The following is a 19,172-nucleotide window of genomic DNA, read 5'->3' as shown; positions in this document are numbered from 1 at the left end:
CCTATGTAAGAGATTCCCCGATTTCACTGCAATGGGATGGAATAATTCGATATTCTGGGTGCTGCTTGTGGAATTGGCATATGCGCTGGAAGCTTTCTTGATACTGCCGCCGATCATCCATAATCAGGCCAGCCAGCCAATGGGGAGGCCGGGATTCACGGTAAGCTCGACTGGACCATACAGCATCCGCACATAAAAAATACGGCTGATCCCCCGTATGAAGTAGAACGCCAATTTGACCAGCAGCATGTCCTGGCAAATCCACTGCAATCACACTTCCATCGCCAAAAAGATCCAAGCCCCGCTCAAATGGAAAACTAGAGGGCAGCGAGATCCGTTGTTGTTCATCTATCGGTAGAGAACGCTCCTCAAAATCACCCGGTAATAAGTCCGGCAGGAAGCCTGCCCGAACCGCCGCTAGCCCTCTGCGGTGCTTCATTTTATCGTAAGCTGATTTTAAATAAATAAACGAAGCTTCAGGAAAATCACAAACCCCGGCAATATGATCTGCATGAAGGTGGGATAAAACGACATATTTAATGTCGCTTAATTCAATCCCTGCCTCTTGTAATTGATAGACCGCCGTCTCCCTTTCTGTGATAGAAACAGGGGTCGCCCTTCGATAGAGCGAATAAGGAAAACGACTTGCTGCTTGGAAGAATCGTTCCGAATACCCCGTATCAAATAAGATGGGGCCTAACCTTGGATGCTCCATGCAGGCAAACAGGGCAGGAATTTGAATCGTCCGCCACTCTCCGCCACGGATCGTTATTTTCTCAGATTGGGAACAGCTTCCCGCCGAGAACAGAGTCAATTTAACACGGGTGCTAAATAAGTGAGTCTCGTTGTTTGATCCATGTGACATATTCGGATATCCCTTCATCAATACTTTTACGTGGAGTATAGTTCAAATCTTGTTTCGCTGCTGATATATCTAGCGTAAGCGTCTTTCCTAATAGACCCACCGTATAGCGAGTGAGCAGAGGTTCCTTTTTACTCCTGGTCAGGTGGGCTTTCCACTCTAGCAAGGCGGCTGCCCCGTAGGCCAGAGGATAGGAAATATGCTTGCCGCGCAGCGGTTCCCCCAGCTTATCAAATAATTGCTGAAGTAAATCTATCAATGCTACCGGCTCGCCATTGGTAATATTGTACTTTTTGCCTAGCGTCGATGCAGGGGAGGACATGCATTGGATTAGCGCATCAACCACATTATCGATGTAGGTCAAATCCATCAGAGCCTGGCCGCCATGAATTAAGGGAACGCGTCCTTGTCGGTTCGCTTGAAGCAGCCGCGGAAGTATCGCCTGATCCCCGGGGCCAAAGATCGCACGAGGACGGATGGTAATCACGGGAAGTCCTGCCTCAAAAGCAAGATCCACTTCTCCTTCGGCCAGACGCTTCGTTGCGGCATACGCATTCACGGCTTGATCCGGAAGCGGTGCTGATTCTGGTACGTTCAAGCGATCGGTATAATCAAAATATAAGCTCGGTGTCGACACATAAATCAACCTGCTCACCTGATGCTGCCGGCAGCCTTCCAATATATTTCGGGTACCGATCACATTACTATCATAAAAGTGGCTATATTTCCCCCAAGGCGAAGACAATGCGCCGCAATGAAACACAAAGTCTTGTCCAGCACATAGCTGAACGATCCGCTCGGTGTCCGCAAGATCACAGGGGATGAAGGCGATACCTTCGTTTTTCAATTCCTCCCCTATGGATTCATTTCGTCCAGTCGCTGTAACCTGATATCCCAGCTTACTTAGGGTTTGTGCTAGGCTCCTTCCGAGAAACCCCGTCCCGCCTGTCACTAGTACGCTTGTACTCATTTCACTTCCTCACCATTCCATTCAATATCATGCGTTGATGCTTCTAAGATCGAGATATGCTGCTGCCTGCTTACTTTGACATTCCACCACAGAAGCTTAAACTGCTGAAGGAACGGCTGCGGGTCTCGCAATCGGAACACAACGTCTTTGCCGCCCATAAGCAACCGAAGCCACTCCTTGAATTTGAACCAGGAACGAATCGACAACAATCCATAGGACAACATCGCTAAAGAAATGATCGCTTTATGACCCGGGTGCGGGGTGATGATCTGCTCTGGCCCTTCTTCAGTATAAAAAAACGCCTGATCAAGCTGATCTTCCGCTCGGAATAGGTGAATTCCACTTGTTGCTCTTGGATTGCATTCAATAGAGTAGACTTGGCCCGCATCGGTGACGATAAAATCAAAGGAGATTTGCCCCGTAAATCGCTCTGAACTCACGAAGTGCTGGACCCAGCGGTCAATTTCTGGGTGATGTACAGCCTCGAAGCTAATACAAGCACCAGGGCCAGCCGTAAATTTCACGGGATAAACCGCATGAGCCGTCAGTTTCCCTTGCTTGGCTATGCTGTAGCTGCAATAGGCTGTTCCTTCCATAAATTGCTGTGCAACCCAAGGCTGCTGTGGAGAGAGATGCTTCATTTTTTCCAATATTTCAGCTTCATCTGGTATTTCTGTTTCATCTGGCTCCTTGTTCTTCTCGCCCTTAGCAACTGTACTCGCTACCCTCGTTTGCACCATGAAAACCTTGGCCGCAAAACGGGAATAAACCGGCTTAAAAACCCATCTCCCCGGGACAGCCAAAGCGGCCTTCACATCCTTTTGAGAGGTTAATAGACTTGTTGCTGGTGCTAATAAACCAAACTCCCTCGTCTGACCAATAAATTCCCATTTACTATGTAAGCGCCGCAGCTTGTCTAGTGAATCCGTAAAAACACAGCAATGCTGGCTTAAACGCTCTAAGCCTCGGGCAACAAAAAATATCTCCTCGCAAGTTGGAATCAGCCAGTCTATCTTTTCTAGCATAATAATTTCTTGGAGTGCGCTAATATATCCATCTGAATCCTCATTGGGCTTTGGCACACTATAATTTCGGACGATCGCGCGCGAATGAACACAAAGGTGAACCGGACAGCTCTCCGCCATATATACCTGATGCCCCGCCGCAGCAAGCTGACGAGCTAAATCCAAGGTAGCCGGCGCTCTTCCGCCTGTTAACAGGATACGCTGATGTCCTTCTTGTTCTGCTTGTCCTCCTTGCCTCTCTAGCCCTTCTTCCTCTCGCATTCTTTGCTTGGAGTTAGTATTCAAGGATCATTCCTCCGACAGAGAAGCCCGCTGATGTGCCTAACAATAACAGCCGCTCTCCCCGCTTGATCCGCCCTTGCTTGATAGCTTCATGCAAAGCCATCGGAATCGATGCGGCAATCGTATTTCCGTGCGTCGGTGAAATATTCATTAATTGGTGTTCCGCTATCCTTAGCTTCTTCGATATCAATCGCATAGCCATCGCGCTGCCTTGATGCGGAATGACGAGCTTCAGATCGGTCATCTGACAGCCCCCCACTTGGAATAAAGCATCGACAAAATCCGGCAATATTTGTGACGCCATTTTATAGATCGCTCGTCCATCCATTTCAAATAAGAATGGCTCTATCTCATCGGTATGCCGGCGATGAATTTTCGTCCCTCCGCCTCTAATTTGGGAGAGATGGGCTCCCGCACTGTATGTTTGCATGGAGGAACAGATAATCTGGGAGGCTTCATCCTCCTCTGCCCTACTGATCACCACAGCCGCAGCCCCATCTCCAAACAAAGCCGCACTTTCTTTATGAGACCAATCCAAGCCAACCGAAGCCACTTCCGTCGCTACGAGCAGAACACGTTGATACCGCCCTGCCGCTACCATATAAGACATAACATCCAGTCCGGTTAAAAAACTTAAACAAGTAGAATTTATATCAAACGCAGGAACTCCAGAATGCTCTTGTCCCAATGCCTTTTGGATTAAAGAAGCCGTGCACGGAATGGACTGCTCCACGGTGCCGCTTGTCGATACAAGACAGTCGATATCCGAAAAAGTAAGCCCAGCATCCTCTAACGCAGCCTCCGCGGCCCTTGCTCCCATGAGAGAAGCGGTTTCCTCTTTTACAACATGTCTAACGCTAACATCTGTTTTTTTCAGCACCCATCCGCTGGGCACACCTAATTTTTTATCTAAGTCTTCTGCTGTAATCACTTGCTCCGGCAAATACTTACCCGTTCCTACTATCTTAATCTTCCGAACCTGCATCACATCCACCTCCAGTTGCTAGAACATAGCTGCAATAATTTTTACATGAAATTCAAATGAGACCCCTCTTTATTTAGAAAAAATCCTATGAACATATGGCTGAGCACTCCGGCCCTACTATATTTCTACAACTTTCTACAGGTTTCTACACCCTTCCCAAGATTATAGCCTATTTGTAAAATAGCGGAAACCACAAAAGGAGACTCCACGAAAGTGAAGTCTCGGAATTAAGTTATTTGTTAGAAGCTTATAGAAGGATAACTGAAACAACTTCTCTGCTGATCTCAGTAATACTTCAAAGTAGATACAGTGCTAGACGTTGACTCTTCTTCTTCGTAATCCCTACTAAGGTGCTTTTCTTTCCTTATTAATGAACTGTTTGTAATAACCTCTAAATATATCATAAATAGATTGTATTTCTTCGATTTCCATAGCGAATTTATTTTGTATCTCTGCTTTTTGATTATATTCGAGGTCAATATTGAAATCAGAGTCCTCATACTTCGTTAATAAATCAAAAAAATACTCACAGGGTTCTTTCACACTTTGGCAATTGTCAGCATATTGTCCAGACTCAAGTAGAAAACTAGCCCAAGATATTTCTCTTCGATCGTACTTTATGTACAAACAAGCAATGTATTGATCAAACAAATGACTATTATAAAAATCAATAAATGGTTCTGAATTGATATATTTGTTGACTATTTCGATAGCGCTTCCTTGAAAGCGCACTGTTGCCAATTCAATTATCCAATACGGTGGTTTTGTATATTCAAGAATTATATCATCGCAAAACAACTGGAAGTGTTTATACCGGATTAATTTACTCCCCAGCATGATGCTTAATTTACAAGCAAATTCTTTATTCGGTTCTATCTTCATTGATTAACTCCTTATTAAGGACTTTCGCCTAGCCTCAATTTACTCGAGATGTCCATTTCCTTTGGATAGCTTTATCTTAGGGGATGCAGCTGCCATCGAAGTTCAATAACAACATGTATTTTTCATTTCTGCACTTCATATTCAAGAAGCCAACAATCCCGGTATTCCCCTTCATGCCATTCATGTTTCTCTAATAATTTCTTTTTCTTAAATCCAATCTTCTCATATACCTTCCTCATTAATTAATCATATTATAATTCACTCACAAGCTCTTAATTGACTGATAAAATCGTTCTACTCTCACCTTTTCAGGCAATGCTGAAACCTGTCCGTCACCAACTTCAATTACAATTCATTCACCTGCTGCGGTCTTGGCAATATCTATTGTAAAAAAGTTACTTCTAATTCCCCTCGCTATTTCTAAAAACTCATCCATATTCACTTTATCTTCCACATCATAAGTAGCTTCATCCCAGTACTCAAACCTATGAACTAACTTATTATTTACGAAAAATAAACGATACTCTTTAGATAAAGGCATTCCACTTATGGGGTGTTTTGTTATTCCCTCCAAGTGTATAAACTCCCTTAATACAATACCGCCATTCAACTCCTCGCCTTGCCTTTGTATGAAATTATGAATGACTTGAAGAGCTTGAGTTTTATTTGCTGCTGACGGAATAAAACACGCCTCTTCCCACTCATGCTTTCTAGACTTCACATAATCCTTAACAATAAGGGACTTTTCACCGAATCTATCTAGAATATCATCTAAATTATTCGTATTCATTGTTTCAATATCAAGCCAATAGCTAAGCGGAGTTCTATGTTTTATATGGTTATATGCATTAGGGAAGTGATGACACTCCAGATATTCTTCAGTGGTATTTATTAATTTTATATTTTTAGCTAACAATCCTTTATATAAAAGCTCATAATAATACGGCTTAAGCATCCACCCACGATAAATTGCAATTTCCGTATCTTCTACGGTTGGAACACTTCTTAACGCTTTACTTACATTGTTTAATAGCAGATCCTCCATTGAAATTAAACAAACATCGAGTCCTAATGATTTAGCACCTAAATATTCACTCTCATAATATGCATCAACAGCTTTATCATTAAATGGTTCACAACAAAAAATAACGATCATGACTTCACTTCCTTTTCATTTGCAGAGTTTATCAGAAGTCGAGTTTCCTGAATTAAATATCAAACCAAGTTTTCCTCAGATCTTTGTATAATTTTTCAAATAAATTTTCATTGTCAACGAGCCAATATCTTTCCTCAACCGGCACTAATTCATAGAAGCTTTCATACTCGCCTATCCAACCTTCTGGAACATAATCTTCAAAAGACATAGGCTCTGGAAATGACGAATAGAATTCTCTCTTATCAAAATCGACATAAATTGTAGGTAAAAATTCTAACACTTCGTCGTAATACTGGAATACATTTTTAAGCTCCACGATCATATCAGTCAGTTCTAAGGTTGATACTTTATATTCCTCTATTTTATGTAAAAAAGTCTCCGCAGTTGATTCATCAAGAACTTCAATCCCAAATCTCTCTTCCATTTCTATGTTCAAAAACCAATACTCTCTTTCAGTAATATACCAAGTCCATGAATTCTGAAATACTACTCCCACAATTAAGATTTGTGCATATTCTGGCATTAGCTTCATGAAGATCTTCCTTTTCCTCGATTCGAGCATCTGCGACGCGTTCTTAATGACGTGTTAGGAGGGTTAAATTATCACCTATAGATTCAATATTAATATCATCAATACTCCCTAAATCTCCTAGGTTATAAGGGACTAGCACTCTTTCAATCCCGTATCTGCTTAATATTAGCAAATAAAACGCCTTGGATGGCATTTCTCTCGCCCACCAATTATAGTTTTCTCTTCTGTGTTCCTTATCATGTGAATTGGCACCACCGAACGTGAAAATTTTATACCCGTTAATAGTAAAGACTTGACCTCTCATTAAATGAATAATGCTATCATTAATAATATGTACTTTACCGCCATTCCAATATTCGACTGGATAGGAATCCAGCATGTTATGGTTCTCATGATTTCCATCAATAAACAGGGTCGTGAAATTCTTATTATTCAACCACTTCCGCCAGTATTTTTCATCATTTTTATTATCCCATACTAATCCAAAGTCCCCTGCTATGATAACTAAGTCTTCTTTAGTTAGCCTACTGTTCTGTGGGAAACGTTTTGAATTCAACTTACTAATATCGATATATCCATGCAGATCCCCAGTAATATACATTTGTTCACTTCCTTAAATCTCATAGCCTCGTCGGGTTATTCGCTGAAACAATTTCACTGTCTACTCGCTTCTTTGAAATTACCGACAACTTCAAGTATGTGTTATTATGAATGAATATTCTTGAATTTCATTGGCTACATTCGTAATGAAAGGGGCTGTTGAAAATGGCCGTATCCAAGAAAGATCTAGCTAATTTAATCCATTAATTACCAAATAGGGATATTCCTTTAGTTGCTGACTTCTTAAAACGTCTCATAAGCAATCCCCTAGATGCACACATTCCTTATGATGATGAGGAATTAAGTGAAAGTGACCTGAAAGCAATTGAGCAAGCAGAGTTAGAATTTAAACAAGGTAAGACGATCCGCCTAAAGGATATTGAACATGAATTACGAAATTGAATTAAGCACTCTGTGCGGTTTTTTATGTCTCTGGAGTAATCGTGTACCTTAAAAATTGTTATTGATTGTTTTTCTTTCAATAGCTTTATTTATTATCCGGTTATACCTTTCAACATCAAAACCAAAATCTAAGTCATTAGTATTCATTAAGCTTTTGAGGTTCTCAAATTTTTGTACTAACTCTTCTGAAAACCTGATAATTTGATCCCATGAAAAAATGAACTTATTTGAACTTTTGATGGAGCGATCCTCGAAAGGGGATTGCTCTGTTAACCAAATCACACTTTTGTCCCCATGGATAACTTCAACATGATAGCCCCCACAACCAAATATCCCACAAGTACATGTGAACATAGGGTATTTTCCTGGATGAAGTAAGGACTTGAAAAACTCTTCCTCTACAAACACTTCGTCTTCAGACAACTTATTCCCATTAATATACAGAGAAACTCTCCAATCATAACAGGAACCATTCGTCCTTTTACTTTTGTTATATTTTTGTATACTTTTCTAGTCTCTATTTCCATACCAACAGATAATATATCTTGATTATTTTCATTATTTTTCTTTGAAAATATCTTCATTATTCAACCCAATCGTTTATATACTGTTTTAAGATTCTCAATGTAGTTGTTCCTATCAAACTTCATTTTTGGCACCAAGTTTAACCAGTCGACTTCAGTACCTACTAATTCATAATTATAAGGAATTCCTAGCTTACTTAAATCCACTCCGAGCCGGTTCCATAGTACTTGATTATCCTTCTTTATTACTTCAGCAACAACTATTGTGCAGATTAAATCACAATCATCTGGACACATTAGAATAGGTAGAATAACTTTCTCATGATCCGAATAGAATCGATCAAGTACTAATTCCGTTTCTTCCTTCAAACCAATCCAATCAGTAATTGTAGGAATTAGTCCTAAATACAAATTATCTGGATACAAATTATTCAGATATAAATCGAGTGGGGTCCCATCAATTAATATTACTGGATGTTCTAAATCAACATACTTACTTCTCTGCATCTCGACAGAAAGTTCATTCATACTGATCCGCTCTTTCTATTCTTGATTTTAGGTATTCGCAAATCCCTCCCTCATCACTACCCAAGATTATAGCCCATTTGTAAAATATAGGAAACGACAAAAAGAGCCTAACTACAACATTGTAGTTAGACTCCTTATTAAGACCTCAATTCCCTCACCATATCTTTACTCACCCAGAAGCTCCCTCAATCCCAGACAACCAAGAGACCGTTAGGTCATACAGCGTGAATAAAGTTTGTGTGACGTCCCCTCGTTCTGGGTTACAAAAGCTTCCTGTAAAGTTCTTCTCCATCATTATCAAATATTATTATTTCATTTACTTCACTAATTTCCGCATTGGGAATCAAATAACCCTTTTTTCCTGTAATTCCTCTTGAATAGGATTTACCATTAGTATAAGTAATTAAGATACGATCAGCACCAGAACTTAACAAGTTATCATTAATTAAAACTGCTATGAATGGGTTGCCGTTTCCTACAAACACTGGATTTGAAGAATTTATTCCCCATGATGTTTTTTGGTCATATACCTTTCCATGCTGATCTGCATAAAGTGTAATTAATGAATTCTTGAGTAAAATGATTGCTGAGTCATTAATCCATATACTATCTTCTAAATCTAGACTATTACTATGTACATAATCAGCTATTTGTTCATTGGTTGGGGCTTTATATATTAGTTCAGGTTTATTACAGCCCATTAATAGGGTTATCAATGATAAAGACAATAAATATTTTTTCATTTCTTCTCCTTATTAAATTTATTAGCGTTCTTCATTAAGTTTTCAAGTTTTTGTACTGGTATTACTTTTTTCCATTTGTCTTCGTCAAAGAGACTCCAAACACCAGTAACACCAATTAAATTTCCTTCTTCATCAAGAATCACGCTGCCCTCCCCTGAGTCATTCTCGGCACTATGATTGAACGAACCATCCAATTCAACCGAAAGTATGACTCCTTCTCTAATTTTTAGGCCATTCATCTCGTTCCAAATGGAATAAACTCTATCCCCTTTTTGTGGTTTTTTTGTACTTATGGATAAAGAATTATCGGTTTCGTAAGGAAAACCAATAAGGCTCACCCCAGGGTCACTAAAGGCGACTATCTCATCGAGATTCCCAAATTCAATATTCTTCCCGGTATTACTTACGTAAACTTTGAAAGATTCTGCTAACAATAGAAATCTATAATTTGTGACTACAAACCCGTTCGTAAAAAAAGCCGTACCCTCCGTAATTACATTCCCTAATTCATTGTAGGCAACAAGAGCACCAATACTATCAAATCGTTTATTCAGTTCTGTCACTGATAGGTTATTTTGTGGCACCTTAACATCTACAGTTTGTTTATTAGCATCAAAGTCTGCTTTAACACCTATTTCTTTGAGTAAAGAAACAGGCACAAGGGGGCGTCCCTCCATGGATATCGCGGGTACATCAGGCATGTTAATAGTTTTTCCGTTGGATGTAATCTTAATTATTGGGTACCCCTTGTAACTCCCCCAAAGCGATCCTGCATAGGCAGTCCCTGCAACGACAAACATAGAAATTACAATAACTACAACCTTTTTCAACATTTCATCCCCCCCTTTTTCTCCCAATTAGTTGAAGCGTTTCGACGTATCATTGTGTTGATTTTAGCCCCGTGGAATCCCCTAGATATCTCTTGATTCAGGCCGGGTCGTTTGTTGTTTAGCTTATTCTTGTCCCCGTCACTTGAACACAGTGTTATATGCTGCACCAAAATATTTGATAGTCAAAATCCGGTGACATTCCGATTGACTTTGCTATTCGAATAGACCCGGTATTCTCCGGAGAACAATCCCAATAAGGATGAATTCCTCTTCTTATGCATTCTTGTACAAATGCATTAGCTACTGCTGTGCCATAATTACTCCTTCTGTACATTTCTAGAGTCTCTACATCAATAGCGTGCGTCTGATCTATAACAAATGCCGAAAAGCATAAACTGACAACACTGTTGTTATACTCAGCAATGTAACCAAATCCCTGCTGTAAAAAGGAATCTATTGAATCCCAAAAACAAAGTATTTTCTTTTCTAAAAAAGAATGGTTTTCTAATTGTCTTGACTTCAACAAATCTATATCCATTTTTCGAATAGTTATTTTATTATCTTGAGTCTCTATCGATTTTGATTTTCCTTTCAAACAGAACACATGTTGAATATCATTCGAAAGTTTACGATTATTAAATATGGATTGTATGGTTTTATCCCAAGTATTCATTTCAACTCCAATCTCAACCCAATTAATATCTTGTTCCTTTAATTTGGGTTCAATATTAGTGCTCATGTATCCTTCTAAACTTTCTAAAAATGTTTTACTCTGAGGATCTCCAACGAGTTGAAAGCTTTGTTGGCCTTGGATCCAAATTAAAGCGGCTGTAGGCTCCGTTGGATGGTCCACATAGACCGTACCTGGATTATTCCCCTGAATGACAGCCCGAACCTCGATATTTTTACATTTATCAGTGATATGTCTTATCTTATAAAAATCTTTTTTATTGAGTTCTGTTATCATGTTAACTCCCCCTTAAATCGTTGATTAAGGCACAACTATTCTCTTACTACCCATGTACCTTCTTTACCCAAGATTATAGTTCATTTGTAAAATAGAGGAAACGACAAAGAGAGCCTAACTAACACATTGTAGCTAAACCCTCTCTAAATCTTCAATTCACTTACTCGGGCGCGACGGCGTTGAAGTTGGTGAGCTGCTAGTAATTGCCGTAACTATTCTACATTCCCATATATAACAGGATTTGATTCTATAAATTCAAGCAGCTCCCTCCATTCCTTTCCGGTTTCAAGGCTATCTCTAAATTCATCACTTGTTTCCAAAATTACCTCTTTATTTATTCCATCCCACCTTACATTTATACCAAAAGTCTCCACAACGACTCTTAAGGGCAGATATGGTTTACCTTCAACTAGAATCGGTACCGCAATACTTTTCTTTCTTACTATAGCTCGATAATCTGTACCAAGTTCAAAATAACTATAATCCTCATTGCCTATAAAAAAGGAACTAACAATACCGTCTCTACTTAAAAAAGATACATGATTCAAATCTTCTACCCAAGTTGCTTGGGCTTGTATTTTATCATCCTGAAAAAAATCCATTGGTACATATACACAATTGTTCAAACTATTAATAAATGGCAACCCATCCATAAAATCGACTTTATGGCCATCAATACTAATTTTTAATTCTGTATTATCACCCGCTGCAATCACCGAATCGTATGGGATTAAAAATAATAAAAAAATAAATACGATTATATTAGCTCTTGATTTATTAATGTTAATCACTTCCTTTTTTTATTATTGGCAATATCTATTGTAAAAAAGTTACTTCTAATTTCCTTTGCTAACTTGAATAGCTAACAATATTTTTCAATCCGTTTTATTATCTCTTGATTATTTTTAATTATTATTCTTTTCTCTGCAAATTCATCTGTAATCTCAAGTACCTGATTCATCCCCTCCCGATCGTAGCTACGATTCCATATAAATAGCATTTGATATAAATTCTTTACCGATTGCTTATAATTCCATTCTTCTAAACCTATTCTTGTCTTTATAAATCTTTGAATTACTCTGAGATCACGAATGAATCTATTAGGTTGAAGAATAAAAATTAGATCCGCTTTCCTAAAGCTTTCCTGCCCCCATTTATAATGAGCGCCTTCAACTATCCAACTTTCTTTATGTATGATTGCATCTAGCATTGAATCTCTTACTTCTATCGGATATCGTAAATTTTCTGCACTACGATCCCAAACAAGATTATCCAGCTCGTAATAGTTTATTCCATAATTCTTTGATAACTCTTTTGCGATGTAAGATTTGCCGCTTCCACATGCTCCTATTATGCGTATTTTGATATTCATTCACCACCTTGATTTACGTTCAAAACAACTCATGCAATGATTTCACAAACTCCTTTGTCGTGAGCTTCGTCCCCCCTCGACTTTCGCGTGACTAGCGAACCTTCTAATCATCTTGTATCACTGTGACTTCTCTCCCTAACGCCCTCCATCACTACCCAAGATTATAGCCCATTTGTAAAATAGAGGAAACGACAATTAGAGACTTCACCGTAGTGTCGTCTCCGATTAAACCTGGTTCATCTAAACTTCTAACAGGCAAACCTTTTTTAATAATATATTGCGTAACGTTACGCTATATATTATAATGAAATCAAGGACATTATATGGTGCCATTGGAAATGAGGGATACATTTCTAATCTCACCTTTATCCTAGTAATCTCCTTTATAAATTTGCATTTCGAAATCTTAATAACAATACAAATACAAAGGAGTTTTTATTATGTCAAATTTTTCTTTAGGCACAGGTGGAGCAGACCTTATCAAAAAACATGAGGGATTTTCCTTGAAATTTTATGGAGATCCTAAAGGGTATCCAACAGTTGGATGGGGACATTTGATAACAAAGACTAAAGTATATACTAAAAATTCTCTTCTAACCCAAAAAGAAGCTGATGATCTATCAAAGTCTTTAAAACTAGATTATACTTCACCAATTTCTCAGTCTAAGGCAAATACTTTTTTTACTGAAGATACTGCAAAGGCTGTAAAGGCAGTAAATGACTTGGTACTTCCTAAAGGTTGTCAATTTACACAATCTCAGTTTGATGCACTTGTTTCGTTAACTTTTAATGGAGGTCCTGGGGTGCTAAAAACCGATGATGTAAAAGCTATGCTTGCCCATGCTCTTATATTTCCTTTTATCGGCCCAATTCTACCAGATGATCTTGATACTTGTTCAAAATTAGTCAGCAAAGCATTTTCATATGATAGAAATTTAAAACCAAGAAGAAATGAAGAAGCAACTTTATTTTGTAAAGGCATGAAATATACTCACAAATATCCAGTATATTCACTATAGTTTAATCGTTTTACGACATAAACAAGAAAGGTCAGCCTTTAAACTGACCTTTCTTGTTTAAAAAATTATATTCACAGGCATTTTCAGAATCGCTTATAGGATATCCTTACCTTCCTGGATATTTTCTATTCTATTAGTACAGAACTTATTACATAACCTTAATTCATTTCATTCGTAATTTTTTTAAGCTCAAAAATAGTTGCCTCTGATGACAAGATAAGCCTATCGTTATTAACAACAAAAAAACCTATACCTACAGGTATGCTCATTTTTGTAGAAGGGTCACTTATATCTATTACTTTTACTACATCATTTTCATTTAAGTTTGGGATATCTATTTTATATAATCTATAAAAAGAGAGAGAGTTATAACATGTCGCTGTAATCTCATATAATGGATTCTTTAGTTCATATTGATATTTCTTATAGTTTTTAAGTCCCTTTGATGAAAAAAAGTCTTTATTGACTATAATTTCATCTCCAATAAATTTTTGCCCTGTTGGATATTCAGAAGCATCATTATATGAATTTGCAAATCCTAAAAGCTTCTCAACTTTCCAAGTTCCATAGAAATATTTTTCAGTTTCACTATCCAAATTTATACGTTCTACAGTACAATATTCGGATGTGTTTTTTGGAATAATAGATTCATCCGTTTCAGGTTTAGGATCACTAGAAGTATTTGGATTTGATGTCATTTCAACATTTCCACAAGCCGATGCTAGCATCAACATGATCATAATACAAACCATTAATATTTTTTTCATATTTCACACTCTTTTTTATTTTTTTGATTGTGTCACAATCTCTTCAGACATCATATGGTTATTTACTGCGTATTTTGACAAGCCTGCCATTAAGCCATTATTGCTTGGCTTTGCCCAAAAGCTCTCCATTGGAGCGTTATTCCCAACACTTCCCTTTCTGGCCCATGGAGCACCGATAGCAATGTCTTTTAAACATCCTTTGATAATCGTTTGAGCACTATCGGCTCACTCCGTAGGTTGGTGATGTCGCTTACCTTTTTTCATTAAAAAAAGGAGTTGCTGTTTTTCAATTTATTTCTAACATATTTTAGCATATAAAGATTATAAATACATCTAAAAGCAAGTATAAAATTTAAAAACACATTGAAATCTGCAAAGGAGATCCCCTAATATGAGGATCTCATTTCCATATGCACGATCGTATACTCGGCATGCTATTCAACCGAGCCAAACGAAATCACGCCGATTGCTTTCAACAGTCGGGAAAAGCGATCAATGACAAGTTGCGCCTTTATTTCCGCATCGGTCGAGCGCTATTAGAAGCTAAACAAAGTGGAGGCGATCCCGTTTGGGGTCATAGGGGATCGCTGAAACAAAAGGAAGTTGAATGACCGATGGTCTGGGCTATACCGCCCGAACTATTGGGCTTAGAGTAAGAAATACGCTAAGCCGGCCGAAGGCTTAGCGTATATTTTCGTTAAAAGTTGGCGGGTATTTATTGCATACTAAAAGTGCCGAAGATTGCAGCGTAAAAATGCTCAAGTAAAAAGCAAAAGAAAGAGGCTCTTCCATTTTGACGATGTTACTGCCTCCTAATCCCACCCCACCACCACCCTCCCTCATTACCCAAGATTATAATATATTTGTAAAATAGTGGAAACAACAAATAGAGCTTAACTACAACATTGTAGTTAAGCCCTCTCTTAGATCTTCAATTCTCTCACTCATCATGTCCCTGCTCACCCAAAAACTCCCCCAATCCTTCCCCTTGCCCGCTCTCAGCACCTCGGTCGTCCATCAGGCGCTTGCGATTTTGGCCGCCCCAGTCGAGGTTATAGGGGATGACGTTCAGCTTCTCAACAGGATGGATTCTCGGGCGCGACGGCATCGGGGTTGGTGATTCTGCTGTAGTTATTCGAGCCATTCTTAGTTTGAGTTTTATCAAGATCTTAATATAACGTTCCTTGCATCTACGACACGCCCCGTACTTAGATAGATCTTGTGTTAGGTCGCGTCGTGTTTGTCTGAGCTACTCCCGTGATTATACTTCTGACAACCCAAGGGCGTAATCCCCGCGAATGCAGTGATAGACGAATTTTCTACTCTTCCAAGAATACTCCTTCAAGATAGCTTTTATATTCTTCAAATCGCTTTAACTCATCAATAGCTTCTTGTACAACACATTCTGTATTTCCGTATATCCCTTCTGTCGCTAAATAATATCCATCACTTAACCGATCTAGAAAAGAAAATTCAACAACATCTTTATCTGACATACAACCATGGGTATACAACCGAAAAATATACGTGAAGAAATCATTTTCAGATATCTTCTGCTTAATAAAATCCGAGCGAATAAGACCAAGCATAATATACATTGGGGTCACAAATGAATTCTTACCATAAATAGTCTTTAGAAAAGACAAAGTATCTTCAATTGATTTTGAACCTGATAATGAGAGTTCAATGAAATCGTAAGGAACATCTAAATGTTCAATGCAACAATCAGCCCACCTAATAACATCACTTCTACCAATATAGCCTGTAGCTACCGCAAGATAATATATACCTGCTTTGTTTTTTAGATCCTTCATATTTTCAATCCTTAGTAGATTTTCATCTAACTCCTTTTTCGCGAACTTCGCCCCACTCCATCACTACCCAAGATTATAGCCCATTTGTAAAATAGAGGAAACGGCAAATAGAGACTTCACCGTAATGTCGTCTCGTGATTAAAACTAGTTCATCTAAACTTCTAACAGGATACTAGCCAGCTCTTCGTCATTTTTTTGGGAAAAAGCTGGAAGATAAAGCCTGTTACTATCATAAAAGCAATCGTTTTATAATTAATGTTCCCAAAGATTCTATCTTTGAGCGTCTTTCCATATTTGTCTATTAGGAACAATTTATTATTCTTTGATTCAGTTAACACATACCTACGATTAAAATAATAATCGGATTTCCAATTTGAATCCTTGTATGGGGAAGCTACGACTAACTTTATTGTTAATTCCCCTGTCTTTAGGTGGTATTTTCCATAAATTATATAATCAGAATCTACATGGTAACTCACTGGAATAAAGAAACTGCTCTTCTCACAAAATACTGGATTTAGAGGCGTACCCTAACTAAGAGAATATATCTATCCAATTTCTATGCTTACTATAACAAGAGACATTCTCGCTCATAAATATTTAACCTATTAAGAAAAAGCAACGAACAGTATTTGGATTGACTTTTTGTTGCTACAATAATATATTTATTATGGACACAAAAAGTGGGGTGAAGCGATGTCGTCCAAAAAGATGGGGCGTCCACCATCTGACAATCCCAAAAGCGATTTGATTCGAGTACGTGTCGATCAAGCCATTTTAAATAAGCTCGATGCTTGCACCGAGAAGCTGAATACGAACCGTTCAGATGTGATCCGCAAAGGGATTGAAAAGATGTATGACGATCTCCAAAAATAAAGAAGGAAGCGGCGCGTCCCACGAAGAACACCGCCACTTCCTATCGAGCAATCGCTTTATTGAGCAGACTGCATAAATATCCTATCATGTGCAGGAATCTCATTCAAGTGATGCGATTATACTTAATGGGGGGAAAATATGAATTCGATTCTGGAAGCCCTGTACCGGGGGGAACTTGATCCTGTTGAGGCTATTGTGCCGTCTCATCCAAAATACCGTTCTCTAAGTCGACAAATATCGGTTCAAACGGAGCAATGGCGAAACCAATTGGGTGAGGAAACGTTTCGTAAGCTTGAGGAGTATTTTGACCTGCGTAGTAGCGTGGACAGTATATATGCTGAAGCTACTTTTCAGTATGGGTTCAGACTTGGTGCCAACTTGATGATAGAGGTCATCGGCAAGCGGTAGAGCTAAAGTCTATCCTTTACTGGGGGGGTAATGGACAGATGACTTTTGTAAATTACGGAAGAACGATTGTTTCCTTAAACCAAACTTGTCAGCATGATGTGGAACTTTGCGTAAAGGACAGCACGAAGCGAGATTTTACTTAAAATTTTTGTGTTCACGACGGCCCACCCCCTAACTGCGCAACCGCAGTTAGGGGTGAGCTGTCCGTCTATCTTAGGCTGGGGCGTGTTTGTCTGATTATATTTTTGAAAGATAACTATTATTACAAAATCATTTGAGGCTCTATTCCATTTTCTATTTATGTTCAGGAATATGCTCCAATAAATCACCAGGCTGACAATCCAACGCTGCACAAATTTTATAAAGCTTTCCTTATCGTCTCTCAAAAAAATAGAACATCCTCTTTACCTAAACTAACAGGTCTTAGCCATATCTGTTATTTATTAATTAACTCTGTTAAATCAAGATTGATATTAAAATTTCTAATATACCTTTTCAATACCAGACGCCTCATCCGTATCGGCCGCAATGCAGTTAGGTGGTGCGGATGCATTCACCCTCTTCCATTTCCGCGTGATTTAGCAAACCATCATCAATCAAGATTATAGCCTATTTGTAAAATAGAGGTGGTGAAAAAAAGAGCCCAACTAACATTGTAGTTAGATCCTCTAAGGCCTCGTTCACTTACAAATGAAGTTCTGATATCTTCTTCCGTTCTCAATTCTTACCTTTACCTCCTGATCTGATATATCTTCGATTACTTTATCCCAAAAATTCTGCGCTGGAATGTTATTCTCCAACTGATACAACTCCCACTCCCCTTGGTATTTACTCAATACTTCTTTTGCTGCTTTTCGACCAATCCCAGATCTTCTGTATTTACGTAAAATAAAAAAATGAGCTAAGTAATTGTACTTTCTAGTCCCTTCTATTTCTTTAATCAATGTAAATCCCGTAATTTCATCATTTGCTTTAATGATATATGCATGATTCTTATTTGGTTCACTCCAGTATGTGCCTAAATCAGGCAATGACCGAAAAGTACCATCTTCAAGAATTGCTGCTCCTGTAAATTCAGTAAAATCATAAGTGTAAAACTGAATTAGATTTTCAATCAGATGTCTATCTGCTCTTGAAGCTTCTATTACAACGACCTCCATGCTCCCACCGTCCATGTCCATATTTCGCTTGTTATTTCATATAACATTCTTTCGTTCGCAAAACACCCCGGCCTTAGATTTTCTTATCTTATGCCGGGGCGTGTTTATCTGATTATATTTTTAAAACTAACTCTTATTGCAAAATCATTTCACGCTCTATTCCATTCTTTATTCATGCTCAGGAATATGCTCCAATAAATCACCAGGCTGACAATCCAACGCTGCACAAATTTTATCAATGACTTCTAGAGAAACATATTCGTTCGTATTCAATTTAGCCATCGTTGCTGATGAGATCCCTGTCATTTTTAATAACTCCTGTTTCTTTATATCCCGATCTATCAGCAATTTTTGTAATGGTTTATAACTTATCATTGCCAGTTCCCTCTCAGATTAGTTGAAGTTTTCTTCAATTATATTAAAAAATCTTCGCCTAATCAAAAATATATTTATGTTCTCTTGACACAA

General features: G+C 38.4%; 24 protein-coding genes. 3 read left to right on the top strand and 21 right to left on the bottom strand.

Going from position 1 to position 19,172, the window contains the following annotated elements; genetic code table 11:
* Window position 1: 1 nt before the first annotated feature.
* The 15 genes from G358_RS0120780 to G358_RS0120710 all read right to left on the bottom strand — a co-directional run bounded on the left by G358_RS0120780 (window position 2) and on the right by G358_RS0120710 (window position 12,660).
* Entirely contained in the window at window positions 2–865 is an 864-nt protein-coding gene (locus G358_RS0120780) for an MBL fold metallo-hydrolase (RefSeq protein ID WP_019639186.1), read from the bottom strand.
* Complete coding sequence (locus G358_RS0120775; RefSeq protein ID WP_019639185.1) at window positions 828–1,832, bottom strand: NAD-dependent epimerase/dehydratase family protein; 1,005 nt, start codon at window positions 1,830–1,832, stop codon at window positions 828–830. Before G358_RS0120775 ends, G358_RS0120780 begins: the two co-directional genes overlap by 38 nt.
* The gene (locus G358_RS0120770) at window positions 1,829–3,142 is read right to left on the bottom strand and encodes an ATP-grasp domain-containing protein (RefSeq protein ID WP_019639184.1); all 1,314 of its coding nucleotides are present in this window, start codon (window positions 3,140–3,142) and stop codon (window positions 1,829–1,831) included. The genes G358_RS0120775 and G358_RS0120770 overlap by 4 nt, the downstream gene beginning before the upstream one ends.
* Window positions 3,132–4,124, bottom strand: coding sequence for a beta-ketoacyl-ACP synthase III (locus tag G358_RS0120765; RefSeq protein ID WP_019639183.1), 993 nt, complete (start codon window positions 4,122–4,124; stop codon window positions 3,132–3,134). Before G358_RS0120765 ends, G358_RS0120770 begins: the two co-directional genes overlap by 11 nt.
* Before the next feature lie 345 nt (window positions 4,125–4,469).
* Window positions 4,470–5,006, bottom strand: a complete 537-nt coding sequence (locus G358_RS0120760) for a hypothetical protein (protein WP_019639182.1) — start codon at window positions 5,004–5,006, stop codon at window positions 4,470–4,472.
* A 352-nt stretch (window positions 5,007–5,358) separates the two neighbouring features.
* Complete coding sequence (locus tag G358_RS31370; RefSeq protein ID WP_019639181.1) at window positions 5,359–6,162, bottom strand: ATP-grasp domain-containing protein; 804 nt, start codon at window positions 6,160–6,162, stop codon at window positions 5,359–5,361.
* Between the two features lie 52 nt (window positions 6,163–6,214).
* Entirely contained in the window at window positions 6,215–6,694 is a 480-nt protein-coding gene (locus G358_RS0120750) for a hypothetical protein (RefSeq protein WP_019639180.1), read from the bottom strand.
* A gap of 43 nt (window positions 6,695–6,737) precedes the next feature.
* The gene (locus G358_RS30585) at window positions 6,738–7,295 is read right to left on the bottom strand and encodes a metallophosphoesterase (RefSeq protein WP_019639179.1); all 558 of its coding nucleotides are present in this window, start codon (window positions 7,293–7,295) and stop codon (window positions 6,738–6,740) included.
* Window positions 7,296–7,744: 449 nt separating this feature from the next.
* A complete protein-coding gene (locus G358_RS31365; RefSeq protein WP_240480079.1) occupies window positions 7,745–8,119 on the bottom strand; it encodes a hypothetical protein in 375 nt (124 codons plus the stop codon).
* 164 nt (window positions 8,120–8,283) lie between these two features.
* Complete coding sequence (locus G358_RS30575; protein ID WP_019639177.1) at window positions 8,284–8,748, bottom strand: hypothetical protein; 465 nt, start codon at window positions 8,746–8,748, stop codon at window positions 8,284–8,286.
* 260 nt (window positions 8,749–9,008) lie between these two features.
* Window positions 9,009–9,491 carry a hypothetical protein gene (locus G358_RS0120730; RefSeq protein ID WP_019639176.1) on the bottom strand — a complete coding sequence of 161 codons (483 nt, stop codon included), beginning with the start codon at window positions 9,489–9,491 and terminating at the stop codon, window positions 9,009–9,011.
* Window positions 9,488–10,324 (bottom strand): hypothetical protein, encoded by an 837-nt coding sequence (locus G358_RS0120725; RefSeq protein ID WP_019639175.1) that lies wholly within the window; start codon window positions 10,322–10,324, stop codon window positions 9,488–9,490. Before G358_RS0120725 ends, G358_RS0120730 begins: the two co-directional genes overlap by 4 nt.
* Window positions 10,325–10,475: 151 nt before the next feature.
* The gene (locus tag G358_RS0120720) at window positions 10,476–11,288 is read right to left on the bottom strand and encodes a GNAT family N-acetyltransferase (protein ID WP_019639174.1); all 813 of its coding nucleotides are present in this window, start codon (window positions 11,286–11,288) and stop codon (window positions 10,476–10,478) included.
* Window positions 11,289–11,500: 212 nt separating this feature from the next.
* Entirely contained in the window at window positions 11,501–12,079 is a 579-nt protein-coding gene (locus tag G358_RS0120715; RefSeq protein ID WP_019639173.1) for a stalk domain-containing protein, read from the bottom strand.
* A 71-nt stretch (window positions 12,080–12,150) separates the two neighbouring features.
* Window positions 12,151–12,660: a P-loop NTPase family protein gene (locus tag G358_RS0120710; RefSeq protein WP_019639172.1), complete on the bottom strand. Its 510-nt coding sequence runs from the start codon at window positions 12,658–12,660 to the stop codon at window positions 12,151–12,153.
* A 440-nt stretch (window positions 12,661–13,100) separates the two neighbouring features.
* On the opposite strand from G358_RS0120710, the gene G358_RS0120705 reads away from it, so the two are divergent.
* Window positions 13,101–13,679: a lysozyme gene (locus tag G358_RS0120705; protein ID WP_019639171.1), complete on the top strand. Its 579-nt coding sequence runs from the start codon at window positions 13,101–13,103 to the stop codon at window positions 13,677–13,679.
* A 158-nt stretch (window positions 13,680–13,837) separates the two neighbouring features.
* Here G358_RS0120705 and G358_RS0120700 read toward each other — a convergent pair whose 3' ends face one another.
* The 3 genes from G358_RS0120700 to G358_RS0120680 all read right to left on the bottom strand — a co-directional run bounded on the left by G358_RS0120700 (window position 13,838) and on the right by G358_RS0120680 (window position 16,260).
* Window positions 13,838–14,446: a hypothetical protein gene (locus G358_RS0120700; RefSeq protein ID WP_019639170.1), complete on the bottom strand. Its 609-nt coding sequence runs from the start codon at window positions 14,444–14,446 to the stop codon at window positions 13,838–13,840.
* Window positions 14,447–15,386: 940 nt separating this feature from the next.
* Window positions 15,387–15,554, bottom strand: coding sequence for a hypothetical protein (locus tag G358_RS33190; protein ID WP_019639167.1), 168 nt, complete (start codon window positions 15,552–15,554; stop codon window positions 15,387–15,389).
* A gap of 211 nt (window positions 15,555–15,765) precedes the next feature.
* Complete coding sequence (locus G358_RS0120680; RefSeq protein WP_019639166.1) at window positions 15,766–16,260, bottom strand: hypothetical protein; 495 nt, start codon at window positions 16,258–16,260, stop codon at window positions 15,766–15,768.
* A gap of 696 nt (window positions 16,261–16,956) precedes the next feature.
* Between G358_RS0120680 and G358_RS0120670 the strand changes: the two genes are divergently transcribed.
* Complete coding sequence (locus G358_RS0120670) at window positions 16,957–17,136, top strand: hypothetical protein (RefSeq protein ID WP_019639164.1); 180 nt, start codon at window positions 16,957–16,959, stop codon at window positions 17,134–17,136.
* 138 nt (window positions 17,137–17,274) lie between these two features.
* Window positions 17,275–17,544: a DUF6809 family protein gene (locus G358_RS0120665; protein ID WP_019639163.1), complete on the top strand. Its 270-nt coding sequence runs from the start codon at window positions 17,275–17,277 to the stop codon at window positions 17,542–17,544.
* A gap of 74 nt (window positions 17,545–17,618) precedes the next feature.
* Here G358_RS0120665 and G358_RS34705 read toward each other — a convergent pair whose 3' ends face one another.
* The 3 genes from G358_RS34705 to G358_RS0120650 form a co-directional block, all read right to left on the bottom strand.
* Window positions 17,619–17,930, bottom strand: coding sequence for a hypothetical protein (locus G358_RS34705; RefSeq protein ID WP_019639162.1), 312 nt, complete (start codon window positions 17,928–17,930; stop codon window positions 17,619–17,621).
* A 294-nt stretch (window positions 17,931–18,224) separates the two neighbouring features.
* Window positions 18,225–18,704 carry a GNAT family N-acetyltransferase gene (locus G358_RS0120655; RefSeq protein ID WP_026342388.1) on the bottom strand — a complete coding sequence of 160 codons (480 nt, stop codon included), beginning with the start codon at window positions 18,702–18,704 and terminating at the stop codon, window positions 18,225–18,227.
* A gap of 168 nt (window positions 18,705–18,872) precedes the next feature.
* Window positions 18,873–19,079 (bottom strand): helix-turn-helix domain-containing protein, encoded by a 207-nt coding sequence (locus G358_RS0120650; RefSeq protein ID WP_019639160.1) that lies wholly within the window; start codon window positions 19,077–19,079, stop codon window positions 18,873–18,875.
* Window positions 19,080–19,172: the final 93 nt, after the last annotated feature.

It is taken from the genome of Paenibacillus fonticola DSM 21315, from assembly GCF_000381905.1.
GTDB lineage: Bacteria > Bacillota > Bacilli > Paenibacillales > Paenibacillaceae > Fontibacillus > Fontibacillus fonticola.
This window is presented reverse-complemented; position numbering and strand designations above follow the sequence as displayed.